This window comes from Gilvibacter sp., assembly GCF_965601605.1.
Classification (GTDB): Bacteria; Bacteroidota; Bacteroidia; order Flavobacteriales; family Flavobacteriaceae; genus Gilvibacter.
In genome coordinates, this window is record NZ_CBFCWJ010000018.1 from 1 (window position 1) to 14,828 (window position 14,828).

The window sequence follows — 14,828 nt, forward strand, 5'->3', positions numbered from 1 at the left end:
AACTAAATAACCAACCAAAAAACTGTTTATGTCTTAACTATCTCTTTTATTTGAGCCTGTATGTCCGCTTTACTCTGGCGTTTAACTTCGGCTCTCTTGTACTGTATGTACCCCCGCCCTTTGTATCGGTATAACGTGCCCGATTGCGGGTGGTATAGTTCGATGGTGCTGTCATTGATAACGTGGAGTTCAAAGTATTCATTGCCCAAATAATCATAATCTAGTGTTAAATATTTTATGTAGGGGTCACCGGCATCATCAGCTACATTATAGACCCCTTCGTAATCCCAAAATATTAAATCAATATTCGTGCCAAGAGGGTCTTTGGAACTCCTAAAATTATCTAAACCTCCAGCAGGAAGGAACTGTAAGAAGTTTTCCTTATCAAAAGGATTCTCTGCTCCATAGTCACTGGTTGCTACATTTTCCCAAGCCACATACTCTTGTAGGAAGTAATGGATATTGTCGTAGAAAACCAGATCGTAATCAAAGGTGTTTTCTCTGATAGCCCACAAGGGTATAACTAATGTTCCCCGGACGATAATACACACGGATCTCATTATGACTTAGTGGAGTGATCTCAAGCGGATAGAATCCGTCCAAATCGTGGTTCACTTCCAAGATGTAATCGTATTCCAATACATCATAGAATCCAACGTCCAATCCAAAGCCATTTCCTTGGCTCCCGATTCCAACCAAATTGTTGTTAGCCCAAAGCACCCCGTTCAAAAAGGAAACGGTGAAAGCCTTTTGCAAGAATGGAATCTCTCCATTACCTGTAGTACGATTGATATCCACGTACCACAATTCATGGGAATTCAATACCGCTGAAAGAGGAACCGGAACTGGATCCGGATCGGTCACTACGATATCATCTTCAATTATAACCTGCGTAGAACAGGCCGAAAACTAAGGGCCAAAAGGGCAAGTACTGCGAGTGATTTTAGTGTCTTCATAATCTTGGTATTAAAGTTCAGTTAGTAAAAACCAAACAGTGTGCCAAACTTACAATATGTTGATATACAGTTAATTATGGGCTATTTTTAATTGATTATTTTTGAGAACCAAATAGCAGTAATGGCAAAAACCCCTAAAATCGCGGTCTTTGGCGGTGGCAGTATGGCTACCGCAATTGTGAAGATGCTCACAGAAAATGTGGACGAGCTGGGCTGGTATATGCGTTCCGTATATGCCTTAGAACACATCAAGAAACAAAAGCACAATCCCAATTACTTGAGTTCGGTAGAATTTGAGACCCAAAAGCTGGTTTTGAGCAATGATATAGACGAGATGATCCGCTATGCAGACTTCTTAATCTTTGTGATTCCTTCGGCCTTTTTACAGGGCGAACTGGACAAAGCCAAAGAATCTTTGGAAGACAAGGTCATTTTCTCAGCCATTAAAGGGATTGTACCAGAAAGCAGCCTTATTGTGGGGGATCATTTCTTCACCCATTACAACATTCCTTTTGAGAACATCGGAGTGATCACAGGGCCTTGTCACGCAGAAGAAGTGGCTTTAGAGCGCCTTTCCTATTTGACCATTGCTTGTGCAGATCAAGACAAAGCCGCTTGGGTAGCTGATAAACTCAGCAGTCACTATATTAAATGTAATATCAGTGATGATATCATTGGCACGGAATACGCTGCCATGCTTAAGAATATTTACGCCTTGGCTGCGGGAATTTGCCACGGCTTGGGCTATGGAGACAACTTCCAATCGGTACTCATGAGTAATGCGATCCGAGAGATGAAGCGCTATGTGAAGAAAATGCACAAAATGAAGCGCGACATCAACGGCTCTGCTTATTTAGGCGATCTTTTGGTAACTGGCTATTCCACCTTTAGTAGAAACCGTATGTTCGGAAACATGATCGGGAAGGGATATACTGTAAAAAGCGCCATGATGGAAATGAGCATGGTTGCCGAAGGGTATTACGCTACCAAAAGCGCCTACAAACTCAATCAGGCTCACGGAAAGAAGAAGGCCAAGACGCCAATAATCAACGCTGTATATGCCGTTTTATACGATGGCAAGGAGCCCAAAAAGATTTTTAAAAAGTTGGCAGATAAGCTAACCTAGTCTTTTAAAATTGAGCATTTTATATTACTTTTCATATTCCAAATGATCTAACGCGCAACACAACTTATTTGGACCGTTAAGTTGGTTATGCTCTAGAACACAAAAAACAATGCTATGAGATTTGTGCTTCTGTTAACGGCCCTACTTGTTTCAAATTTCTCGTACAGCCAATCCCAAGAACGGGAATTAGTAAGTCTAAAGGCAAAGATCTTTCTAGCTCAAGATGGAGAAAAACTTGAGTTGATGGATTCATTGACAGAATTGGTCAAAGACCAAATGGAATTGTCTTATGATTCCATTGCTCGCGCAACGACGCAATTCGCACTGCAATTAGATTCTACCGAATTGGCCACATACACGGCTGCTCGATTGGTTTGGTCCTGGGCTAACAGAAATGGAGCGCCCGCAAAGGCTGTTGATTATTTCCAAGAATTTATCCAAAACGACATCAATAAAGCTTCAGGTTCTGCAAAGGCCCGCCTATACCTTAATGGAGGAGACGGCTATTATTTTTCCGGACAAGTGGAAAAATCAATTGAAGTCTATCAAGAAGCTGCAGCTTTTGCGCTCACTGACAACAATGGTTTGCTCGCCGCGATTGCCAAAAAATATACAGCAGATGCCTTTACCCGTATGGGACAATTAGCAGAAGGAGCCAATATGCTCAATGAGGTAGAAGAAATCTACAGATCCTTGAACGACACTTTACGTTTAGTGAATGCGCAAAGCTCGAGAGCAGATCTTTACAGCATGGCCGGATTTTTTGATCTCGCAGAAAAACAGCGCAGACAGGCCATTGAAACTGCAGAAAAAATCAATTATTTACCTGGCCAAGTTGCAGCCTTGTACAATGCTGCAACCGACCATAGCAAAGTGAAAAATTACGCCGCCAGTATTGCAGATCTAAAACGGGGATTGAAATTGGTTGAAGGATCTGAATTGTATGATCAATACGAACCTGCATTCAAGTTGAAGTTGATTCAGATGTATGCCGACACGGACAGTTTAAAACTGGCGGAGGATTTATTCAATGAGGTACAAAATAATGTGTCCCGTTATACCCAAGGGCGCTTTCAACAAGCCTATAATCGCAGCCTTGCTGAGCTTAGATATATTCAAGGACGATATCCTGAGGCCTTAAGCGCAGCTAAAGAAAACCTAGAAAATCTGAAAGGCTCACAGACCTTAGAAAACGTTATGGGTGCCCATGATGTTTTGAGCAATATTTATGAAAGTATGGGCAATTCGGCTAAAGCTCTATTTCATTTTCAGGCCTTTGAGAAATTGGAAGATTCGCTCCTAGGGATTCAACAAAGACAAGCGTTGACTTATTATCAAACCTTGTATGAAACTGAAAAGAGGGATGCTCAAATTGCAGCTCAGGAATCGGAGATCAACTTGTTGGATGCAGAAAGTAAACGCAAATCCCAAGTGTTGATTTTTGGCGGCTTGATCTTGTTAGGCATTTTCACCATTATATATTTGGCAAGTACGCGAGAATTTGCAAAAAAGAAGCAAAAAATGCAACGCCTTTTTGCGCGTGGGCTTATTCAGAATCAAGAAGAAGAGCGCACCCGTGTTGCCAGAGATTTACACGATGGCGTGGGCCAAAAACTCATGCTCTTAGCAAAAAAGATCAATGAGTCTGCTACAGGTGATACAGCGAACCTTGCTAAAAACACACTTGAAGAATTAAGAGGGATCTCCCGAGGTTTACATCCGTCTACATTAAGGCGACTGGGGCTAAAAGCAGCCATAGAATCGATGGTGAATGAAATTGATAAAAATTGTGTAATTCTATTGTCTCATGAGATTGCGGAGATCAACGGTATATTATCTCCAGAAAACGAATTACATTTATATAGAATCATTCAAGAATCCTTGAATAATATTGTCAAGCATTCTGGGGCAGGATCTGGAGAGGTAAGTCTAAAGAAAACGTCCAGCCTAATGGTTCTGCATATAAAAGACAACGGTAACGGTTTTCAACGTAAGAGAAAAAATTAAGGCAAACAGTTTTAGGGATGAAAACGCTTCTGGAACGTGCCCGAATTCTAGAAGGTGATCTACAAATAGAATCAAACGCCAGCCAAGGCACCCAAATTTCTCTTAACCTCAACCTACAATAAAGCTATGAAAAAAGATATATCAATAGTCATTGCAGACGACCACCCCATGTTACTCAACGGCCTATTTCAAGAACTTGAGGCAAACGGTTATCAAGTTACTGGACGTGCAGACAATGGCATGCGTGCCCTGGAGCTCATATTACTCAACAAACCCAGTGTTGCTCTTTTAGACATTGACATGCCCATGCTCACTGGATTTGAGGTGGTTAAAATGGCCAAAGAAAAGGAGGTCAACACGAAATTCATTGTACTGTCCTTTCACAAAGAAGCCGAATACGTCGTGCAGGCAAAAACATTACAAATAGATGGATATTTGCTCAAAGAGGACTCCTTCTTTGAAATAGAACGCTGTATTGCCGCGGTTATGAAGGGAGAAACTTATTTCTCCAAATCCTTTGGCAGTGAATCCTTGGATGTTGCCAATGACGAGCTCAGAAAAATTAAGCTTTTAACCTCATCAGAATTAACCATTTTAAAGTTGGTTGCCAAGCAAAAATCAAATGTGGAGATCAGTGAAATGCTCAATGTTTCTGTACGCACCATTGAAAAACACCGCAGCAACATCATCGGGAAACTCGAACTGGAAAAAGGAACCAATATGCTAACCAATTGGTGTTTACTCAACAAAAAAACCATTTTAGAACACTGACGTTGACGAACTAACTTACGTGTTAACCCGTATGGATTGCCATGATGTTTGAGGCTAGCTTGCGCCTCAATTCACTATCTATGCACAACCCCGATATAGCTATCGCTCATAGCGATGTCCAATACAGCAGAGAACTATTTTCAGAATTGCGATTGCAATCGCATTACACGGATTTCCGTTTGGCCAACGGTCTTGAGGCTCTGAATTATTTGATCAATATTCGACCTGAGATCATGATCATTGAGGCAAACTTGCCCATACTAAACGCTATCGATTTGGTAAAAATGGCCAACTATAAGGGTATAAAAACCAAGTTTATCATCCTTACTAAGGAGGAACACTCCACAGATTTAAGTCATTGGCATCCTAAAGAATGCCCTGTTCTAATCGATCAAGAGGACGGAATCGATCAAATTTCAGAAGCCATCAACACCTCTATGGCTCCATCTGAAAACACAATTTCTTGGATGGCAAAAGCCATTGGCCTAGATAGGAAATAGTCTATTTTCTCATGATTTCTACGTACCAACACTTAGATAGTAGGTGGATAGTCGTATATGTAAGGGCTTTAGGTCAAGTTAGTTTAGCTGCATAAAACTAACAACATGAAAAGGACCTATCTACTCCCAATCTTTCTTTTGCTTTTTTACTTTAATCCTAGCTGGGCACAAACCTGTACCCGATTGGATGATATCTCGCAAACTGCAAACAACAATACAACCAGTAGCTTCTGGGAAGGAGCAGCACAATCTTGGACCTCTCCGTGCTCGGGGCAAATTGAATCTATTGAACTCAGAACAGCAACATTCGGAACTGCTGGCGAGACCATCACGGTAGACGTTTTTATTCTTCAAGGGACTACCACAAGTCCCATAGCCATTTTAAAAAGTTTTGAGTTCGACTTTGAAGGTTTTAATGAATTTGGGAAAAATCAATCAATCCCAATTCCCGGCTTACTCGATGTAACTGCTGGAACCCAGTATACTTTTGCTCTAGTTCAGCCTGACGGGGTGAGTGAGCTCAGATATCAATACACCAATACCAATCCCTATGATGGAGGGAATTACAGTAGACTTGAAGATCCAGGTGAACCCTGGGTAAATTTTGAAAGTCGTGATTTGGATTTTGACATAAAAGTGAAAGACGATCGCCCTACCATTGCCTGTAGAAACATCACTTTAACTCTGGACAGCAATAATCAAGCTTCAACAACCTTTAATGCGTTAACCACAGGCAGTGGTGATGACCTAGGTGTGGTAGCTAGAGTGATCTCACAATCTGACTTTGATTGCGACGACGTTGGTGTTAATCGTGTGAGCGTTTTTTTTGGAAGATACTGGAGGACAACGTGCGGGTTGCGACGCTTTCGTTACTATTATAGATCCTAACGATCCTGTTCTGAGCTGTCCAGACGACATTGTACTGAATGTTGATCCTGGAGAATCGCGTGTAGTCAACTACGACGCTGTTGGTTATGAGGACTGTAGCGTGGCTATTGATGGTTTCACGTTTTTGATGAATGCCAACGGCAACAGCTATTATATTTCTAATGACTTTTATACGGGTCCCAATGCAAGGATACATGCAGAGGCTAATGGTGGCTTTGTAGCCTCAATTCTAAGCAGAGAACTCAATGAAGAAATCTTTTTTGCCAAGCAAGCCGCTGGTTTTGGCACGACAGCCGCATGGATAGGTATATCTGATGCGGACGTAGAAGGCACCTTTGAATGGCACGATGGATCGAGCACAGCATACACCAATTGGGCTGATGGAGAACCGAGCGGCAGCAGCCCAGAAGAGGATTATGTGATTCAAAGCAGCAGTAGCGGGAATTGGTTTGATCTGGAAGGGGTAGCAAGTATCAGATACATCTTTCAAATTACCAATCCTGAACCAAGTTTTACACAAACTGCCGGTTTGAGTTCTGGATCTGAATTTCCCATTGGAACTACTACCAATACCTTTGAGGTTTCTGACGGTTCTGGAAATGTAAGCACTTGTTCCTTTGATGTAACTGTAGCAGTCAACCCTTTTGAAACCTCTATCGATCTTACTGCTGGAAGCTTGACAATTACCGACATTAACGGAGGTGTTTCTGATGACGCTTTAAGCTTTGAAGTCACAGGCACGGATCTTATAGTTACAGGCTTGGTGGCGCCAGTAGATGACAATGGGCAGAATTTTTATGATACCGGAACGGGGCTTGCAACGATTCCCATGAGCGGTATTACCAATGGAATAAACATTCAATTAGAAGACGGCACAAACACTGTATTCTTTGAAGGTGACCTTACGCTCTCTGGAGCCGATAATGACTTGAACATAAGCGGACTAAACGCTACAGGCATTCAGGCCTTTGACAATAACGGCCACATTAATCTAGGAGGAGATTTTATCATCTCAGATAGCGCCAACGCCTTTGTGGTATTGGGACAGCTCACGGCCAACAATATGAATATTTCAGATGTGAAAGACATCAGAGATCGAGTTGACGGCCTTCCAATTTCAATTGCTGGAGATACAAACATACAGGTTATTGACAGGCTCGATATTATTGAGAACAACACCAATGTCTTTACAGGAACTGTAAATCTGGAAGCAGGAAGAATAATATTCAGTGCGCGGGGACCATTGACTTTTGGCACCGTAACTACAACAGATGGTGAAGACACTGCAACGAACAACATCCGCGCTACTCCAGATAATATGATTTTGACCGGAGATATCGTAACAGCGGGCAATTCAGATTTGACCTTAAGGGCGCAGACCAATTTTAATCAATCCGGAGGTACCATTACCACGGATGAATTAGAATTTATTGGTCGCGTTAGTGGAGAAACAACCGGAATATTCTTTGGAGACAACAATATTAACACGATTGGCACTCAGCCCGGAACAAGCATGGGTCTCATTGTTTTCAACAACATTAGTGAGCTCGAAATAGGTTGGCTTGAAGTAACTGCAACAAGTGTATTCGCTCCAACGATTAACTTGTCAGAGAATACCACAATCTTTAAAAATGGTGATGGTAATCTATCTCTAGGGTCCACTGGAGTGATCAACGCGGTTACCAGCACAGGAAGTTCTGAAGCGCGAATTGATCATAATGGCGGAACCATAGAATTTGTAGGAACATCCATAAACATAGATGAGCTTGAATTGATAGCAGATAGCGGAACCTTAACACGATTTTTAGGTGACACCCAATTCAACCCTACCGATATCTCTTTATTAAATATTCAGCTGGGTGCCCTAGAGGTCCAAGGAGCGTTTGATCTTGGTACAAACGATCTTGAAATTACAGTACTTGATGATATTGATTTTCAAAGACTAGAAACCATTGTCTCTGGTCAGGGCAGTATTGTAGGTAACTCAACTGTAGTTCGACTGGACGCCACAATTCAACCAGGAGGTGGATCTGCTCCTGCCACGCTATCTTTAGGCAGCATTGAATTCAATGAAGCCACTTTTGCTCCCTTGGTGCAGAGCGATACCGAATTTGATGTGCTTGAAATCACAGGAACGATTACCTTGACCAACGTTGATTTTGCACCTACAGGCGGATTCAGACCAGAAGACAGCCTTAATGAAATTGTACTTATTCAAAATGACGGATCCGATCCAATAGTCGGTACATTCAATGACCTACCAGAAGGTGCTGCAATAAGTTTTGGACCCTTTGGAGGTGCAATCACCTATACCGGTGGTGACGGCAACGATTTTGCCTTAATCGTTCCTGAAACCACAGTAATATTCTCTGGTGGTGAATTGTCTATGGGTGATGCGAATGTAGATTCTGATGACACTTATACCATATCCGTATCCGGGGGAATACTCACAGTTACAGATCTAACCACACCCGTGGTAATCTTTGGTGATCCCGGGGTAACATTAACCTCGCCCAACACTATTGAAGTAGCCATTGCTGATATTACAAAAGGCTTCATTGTGGGCGGAGGTGACGGAACTGATACCCTAAACTTAGTCAATGATCTTACTTTAACCAGTGAAGATAATTACTTAGTCTTTGATCAAATAGATAATTACGTACAAACTGGCGCTATTGAGGTCTCTAAATTCTTCGTACTTCAAGGAGACGATGTCACCACAGTAACTATGGGTGAAATTACTGCAGGCAGTTTGGAGGTTGACAATTGGGCCGGCATTAATGATAGCAGTAGCCCCATCACTGTGACGGGGGCAACCTTTATAGAGGCTCAAGGACCTATCAACATTGATGAAGGACAGTTCAATCATGAATTTGGGGGCATAGTTAGATTAGTTGGATCCTCGGTAGTGTTTACTTCAGGTTCTGATACAACCTTCGGAATTATTCGAGCCCAAGAGACGACAACTGTTGTCAATGACATCATTGTAAATCCGGGCAATATCATCTTTGATGGTGATATTAGAATTGCTGGAGACAACGTTTTCAGCGTTGCAACCTTAGGAGACGTCACACAAACTGATGGTACCTTAGAAGCGTTCAGCTTTGAAGCACGTAGCCTTGGTGGGGGTGATATTGTAATGGATCAAAACAACGAAGTTGACGGGGTCCAAATAATAAATATCTCTGGCGATGGAACCTCAGCTTTCAATTCCATCTCTTTTACAGATGTAAGTACCTTAGGTTTTGGCCGAGTAACGGTTGATGAATTTAATTTCACCGCACCTAATATCTTTCTGTCTTCGTTCTCGACAAATATTTCCAAAAACGGTACTGGCACTAGTAATTTCAATGGGACACTAGAAGTATTTGATCCGGACGGGTCTACAACAGCAGCAATTATTGACCATAACGCTGGTATCCTAAACTTTAATGGTAGTACAACTTTCGGAGCACCTACTCAATATCTGGGAGAAGCCGGAACCACAACCAATTTTAATGGAAATACCACGATTTTAGATACAGATCCATTAACCAATTTAACGTTTGGAAACTTAAATGCTCAAAACGAGCTCACGGTCAAAGATGCATCCATCACTTTACTAAACCAAGCCCAAATCAGTACTACAAACGGAGTCCTTATTGGAGACGGCAGCTTTGTGGGCGGAACTGTAAAGGTGATCAACGAGGCTGTCGCTAACATCGGAGTTCCTGGAGATTTTTATAACCTAACTACGAGTAACTTCGAAGTCAATGCCGCTAGCTTCTCACCAAGGGTATCTGCCCCTATTCCTGGTGAATCAGACGTTGTTAGTGTGATTGGAACAGTAACCCTAACCGACGCTACATTTACACCAAGACAAGGCTTTGATGAAACTCTATTTGGTGGTGAAGTTATTCTTATTGATAATGATGGTACCGATCCTGTGGTTGGTACTTTCAACGGTTATCCAGAAAGCTCCATCATTAGCTTTGGAGACTACGATGGAGTTATTACCTATGTAGGAGGAGACGGAAACGATGTCTCATTAATTCAAGACACTGAAGACCCTGTGGCTGTTTGTTCCGACTTGACTTTACCGATTCAAGCCGGAGTTACGGTAATCACAGGCGATATGCTTGACGGAGGCTCAACAGACAATGTAGGGATAGTGAGCTACTTGATCGATGGTCAAGATGAGCTAGAAGTGACCTTTGCCGACCTAGGCACCTTTGAAGTAACTATAACTGTTATAGATGCTGCGGGTAATTCTGATGAGTGTACAGCCAATTTAACCTTGACCAATGGCGCAACCTTGCCTATTTTAATTAGCGAATATCAACCAATAACAGCTGGTAGCGATCCACAAACTATAGAAATTAAAGGAGAACCAGGAGAATCATTTAGTGGCGTATTTGTTATAATAGATGGAGATAATAGTAGAAATGGAAGAGGCGTTGTAACAGATGTATCCAATATTTCTGGTAGCTTTAACGCAGATGGATTGTTAACCGCTACAGTACCAAATTTAACTAATCCTACACATACAGCAGTATTAACAAGTTCTTTTAGCGGAACGGTAAATGAAACAGATATTGATACAAATGATGATGGTACCGCAGATGATTTATCATTCTTTGGTGTAATATTCGATGCAGTAGGCGTTAGTGATGGAGGTGCATGTTGTCCTCTAGATGTTCTTTATGGTACTGATTTTGGTGGCGTAGATTTGTTAAGCATTGGTGGTAATCCATCGGCCATATTTAGAGAAGCTAGTATTGGAGATTTTTATCAAATAAGTGTTTCTACAGATGAGATATTTGACAGTAACGGTACTTTGGTTGATGCCTCGAGTTTCGATACCACCCCAACAGACGCCGGGACCTTTGGTAGCATAAACCCGTCGCAATCCTTAATTGTTAGCATTAAGGTCTTTTTACAAGGCGCTTACATAAACCCTTTTGCAGGTCAAGAAAGCCGCATGCGCGATGACTTGCGGGTAGCGAATTTAATACCAGCAACCAGCCCTTATGGAGATGGCTTAACTGCGTCCTATACTCCTGGCGAACCTAATAACAATATTGTTGATTGGGTATGGGTAGAACTTCGAGATCCAACAAACAACGCTACGGTCATAACCGGACGTTCTGCCTTATTGCAGCGCGATGGTGACATTGTTGATGTAGACGGCACGACCGATTTATCTCTTAGCACAGTGCCCGGAGATTACCTTATCCTTGTACAACACCGAAATCATTTGGGTGTCCTGTCTTCAGCGCCTGTTAGTCTGGCTGCCTTAAGCACGGCTAACTATGATTTTACGACTTCTGCTTCTGCCTATGAAGGCGGCAGTATCGCGACAGTTCAATTGGCCAACGGTTATTATGCCCTTATCTCGGGCGACCTCGACGGGAATACTCAAATCCAAAATACAGATTTAAGTACCATCATACCACTTCTGGGTGGGGCAGGATACGAATCCTCTGACCTGGATATGAACGGTCAAATTCAGAACGCCGACATCAACTTAATACTGAATCCAAATCTAGGGAAAGGCGAACAGTTTTGATTCGATTAGAGATTAGTTAAAAGTCGCTACCACGGCAAGTTGGGCAAGTTTAAGCCATAGGTTATAACATCTTGCCGTGGGTTTTCCCAAACTCCAATAAACAAATAAAGGACCATGAAAACAATTACAAAACATACTGAAAATAAAACCCAAATAAAACGAAGCAAAATTTCTACTATGATACCGCAAAAACAATTGAAAAGTCTTTTGATTATAAGTATGTTACTCTTGTGCTCAGTTGGAGCATTTAGTCAACAGATCGAATTGACCTTTGAAAACGCCGAAATTGTAGATCAAGGCAGTTTCTTTACCTATGAAGTTGATGTATTCATCGCTTCAGATTCAGACTTCAAGCTGGGATCAGGACAGGTGTACTTAAACTACAATACCGCTGCCTTTGGCAACAGTGTATTCACAAACGGTAATATCACCATATCCCAACCCGATGGAAGTATCCTAGGACAAGTTTTCGGTTTCCCTGCTTACCGTGATTTCATTACAAATGACAATACGCCTTCACGTGTTTCTTTTGCGTTTCAACAGGGCGTTAGCAGCGGTACCATTCCTTCAGACAATGTTACCAGTACCCCAACCCAACTGTTTCATATGAGTATGGTTATGGTTGATAATATGGTAGATCCTGGAGTTTGCTATGAGAGTGGAGATCTGTTTGACGATCAATTTTTTACGGCCTGCGGTCCTGCAGCAGTAGGCTTTCCAAATTGCACCGATAACCCAGGAACTCAAATCACCAATGACAATTTTGATTGTAGTGGTGCCGCACCAGCGGGATGTCAGGCAGTAACAACTTGGAACGGTTCAAGCTGGGACAATGGTGCCCCAAGTGCTACTAAAAATGCAATTATAGATGGGTATTATGAAACAGCAGATACTGGTTCTCAAGTGAGTTTCACCGCTTGTAGTCTCCTAGTAACTGATACCGGAGTCCTTATCATCGGTGATGGAGATTACGTAACGGTCGAAAACGACATCACTACTCAAGCCTCTGGCGGTGGTTTAGTTGGAGCAATAGTAGTACAACCAGGAGCCAGCTTAGTACAGGTAAATGACGATGCCGAAGTCGTTAATGGTGGAGAAATTTATGTCTATACCGAATACACAGGATTGAATAACAGAGATTTTGTTATTGCAGGAAGCCCATTTAACATCATTGCTAGAGACGATGTTAATTTCATCGACTTCATTCAATTCAGACACCACAACACCAATAATTTTACCCCCAATGCAGCCGTTGCAGCATTTGACCCTCTGGCCACAAATTTTGCTGATGAAGAAGGCGATAACTGGCTCAATCATACCGGTGTAATCAACCCTGGTGAAGGGTATTTGATGATGCCACAGACATCACCAACTGTGCCCGACAATCAGAGCTATACATTCATTTACCGAGGTTTTTCTAGCACCAACAACGCCACTTTAAATAACGGGGTTATTAATTTTGATGTAATCTTTGGTGACGATCAAAATGATAGTCCAAATATTTTGGCCAACCCCTACGCGTCTCCAATAGATGCAGACTTGCTCACTGCACAGAACAGCGCCTTGTTCGATACTTACTTCTTCTGGGAACACATAAGCGCTCCGTCAGCTGCTTACCCGGGTTATAATGGATCAAACTACGACATGGGAGATATCTCCATGTATTCGCCTGGATCAGGTGGAGTTGCTGCTGCCAATGGAGGAGCTATTCCAGACAAGTATATAGCAGTCGGAGAAGGATTTGCAGTTAAGGCAAAAGCCTCGGGAACCGCAGTTTTCAATAACAGCATGCGTGTTAACAACGCTTCCAGTTTTAAATCTGCTCCATTAGGTAAAGATCGTATATGGCTCAATGTCACCGATGAAAGTTATGCATTAGCATCTCAGACCTTGATAGCTTTTGTTGAAGGTGCAACCGTTGCATATGAAAGTTTTTATGACGCTACCAGATTAGCCACTCCAGTTTCTCTTTATTCAGTTCTAAATACAGGCGAGGAGCTTGCAATTCAAGGAAGACAGGCTTTTGAAATAAATGATGAGGTTGCTTTAGGCTTCCGTTCCCAAATTGCAGAGAACAATCTCTTTACCATCAGCATTGCTCAATTAGAAGCCTATTTGATGGATGAAACTGTCGCCGTATTTCTTAAAGATCAATATACAGGAACAGTGACTAACCTCAGTGAGAGAAACTACAGCTTTAATTCAAATTCTGGAACTTACAACGACCGCTTCGTACTGTTCTTCCAAGAAAAAGTATTGGATGTTGATTCTGTAGCCAGCTCAGACTTTGGCATTTATCCAAACCCTAGCTCTGGAATATTTAATCTAGAGACCGGAAATGCTCAAGTAGAGAAAGTTGAATTATTAGACCTCAATGGACGCACCATTATGACATTCCAAGCTCAGAAAAGTTATAACGTGGGTTACCTAGAGACTGCGGTGTACTTTGTACGTATTTACACGGACCAAGGCATGCAGATCAAACGTCTGATTAAGAATTAAGTTAAGTGTAGCTATTTCTGGTCCAAATAGCTGACATCGTTGCTGGTTAGTTACATTTTTCAGCGACGCTAAAGCCACCTTCGGGTGGCTTTTTTTATTAGCGATCAATTGCGGGTATTCGATAAAATAGAAGTATTCACTACTTAGCCATCACCCCAGACTCTTCCATCACCGGAAGCTCCTGCGCCAGCTCTTCTTTTACGCTGTAGGGCTCAAAGACAAAGGTCTTGTCGTAGAGTTTGCCGTCTGCAAAGAAAGTGAGTAAGTACTCATTGGTAAAGCCTAAAACCTCATCCGGGAGCAATTCAATCTTAGCCGAGGTTCCTGGAGCAACATCGTTTAGGCCGTGTCTTAAGGTAGAGGTTTTTCGGTCTGAATCGTTTCCGCGAGACATCACCAAAGTAGTCTGGAGGACTTGATCCCAATCGTTGATCAAATACACAAACCAATTTTGGGCCAAGAATTCCTTGTCCCATTCGCGTACGGCAACAATGTGAACCCGAGTTACCTCAGGGATCTCAATATCTTTT

The 14,828-nt window shown here is 42.2% G+C and carries 10 protein-coding genes; 7 read left to right on the forward strand and 3 right to left on the reverse strand.

Translation table 11 applies throughout. The features are described 5' to 3' along the window. Positions 1-26 precede the first annotated feature (26 nt). Together ACSLP7_RS04875 and ACSLP7_RS04880 are read right to left on the reverse strand one after the other, a co-directional pair. Positions 27-515: a hypothetical protein gene (locus tag ACSLP7_RS04875; protein WP_435578272.1), complete on the reverse strand. Its 489-nt coding sequence runs from the start codon at positions 513-515 to the stop codon at positions 27-29. Further along, entirely contained in the window at positions 487-864 is a 378-nt protein-coding gene (locus ACSLP7_RS04880; RefSeq protein ID WP_435578273.1) for a hypothetical protein, read from the reverse strand. The genes ACSLP7_RS04875 and ACSLP7_RS04880 overlap by 29 nt, the downstream gene beginning before the upstream one ends. A gap of 213 nt (positions 865-1,077) precedes the next feature. Between ACSLP7_RS04880 and ACSLP7_RS04885 the strand changes: the two genes are divergently transcribed. The 7 genes from ACSLP7_RS04885 to ACSLP7_RS04915 all read left to right on the forward strand — a co-directional run bounded on the left by ACSLP7_RS04885 (position 1,078) and on the right by ACSLP7_RS04915 (position 14,298). Continuing rightward, complete coding sequence (locus ACSLP7_RS04885) at positions 1,078-2,082, forward strand: NAD(P)H-dependent glycerol-3-phosphate dehydrogenase (RefSeq protein WP_291184487.1); 1,005 nt, start codon at positions 1,078-1,080, stop codon at positions 2,080-2,082. A 114-nt stretch (positions 2,083-2,196) separates the two neighbouring features. Further along, positions 2,197-4,089 carry a tetratricopeptide repeat-containing sensor histidine kinase gene (locus ACSLP7_RS04890; RefSeq protein ID WP_435578274.1) on the forward strand — a complete coding sequence of 631 codons (1,893 nt, stop codon included), beginning with the start codon at positions 2,197-2,199 and terminating at the stop codon, positions 4,087-4,089. 126 nt (positions 4,090-4,215) lie between these two features. After that, positions 4,216-4,860, forward strand: a complete 645-nt coding sequence (locus tag ACSLP7_RS04895; RefSeq protein ID WP_435578275.1) for a response regulator — start codon at positions 4,216-4,218, stop codon at positions 4,858-4,860. 80 nt (positions 4,861-4,940) lie between these two features. Then, positions 4,941-5,360, forward strand: a complete 420-nt coding sequence (locus ACSLP7_RS04900; protein ID WP_435578276.1) for a response regulator transcription factor — start codon at positions 4,941-4,943, stop codon at positions 5,358-5,360. Between the two features lie 105 nt (positions 5,361-5,465). After that, complete coding sequence (locus ACSLP7_RS04905) at positions 5,466-6,248, forward strand: hypothetical protein (protein ID WP_435578277.1); 783 nt, start codon at positions 5,466-5,468, stop codon at positions 6,246-6,248. Continuing rightward, a complete protein-coding gene (locus ACSLP7_RS04910; RefSeq protein ID WP_435578278.1) occupies positions 6,187-11,796 on the forward strand; it encodes an HYR domain-containing protein in 5,610 nt (1,869 codons plus the stop codon). The genes ACSLP7_RS04905 and ACSLP7_RS04910 overlap by 62 nt, the downstream gene beginning before the upstream one ends. A 177-nt stretch (positions 11,797-11,973) precedes the next feature. After that, positions 11,974-14,298: a T9SS type A sorting domain-containing protein gene (locus ACSLP7_RS04915; protein ID WP_435578279.1), complete on the forward strand. Its 2,325-nt coding sequence runs from the start codon at positions 11,974-11,976 to the stop codon at positions 14,296-14,298. Positions 14,299-14,437: 139 nt separating this feature from the next. Here the strand turns inward: ACSLP7_RS04915 and ACSLP7_RS04920 are convergent, their stop codons facing one another. Further along, positions 14,438-14,758: a hypothetical protein gene (locus ACSLP7_RS04920; protein WP_435578280.1), complete on the reverse strand. Its 321-nt coding sequence runs from the start codon at positions 14,756-14,758 to the stop codon at positions 14,438-14,440. Positions 14,759-14,828: the final 70 nt, after the last annotated feature.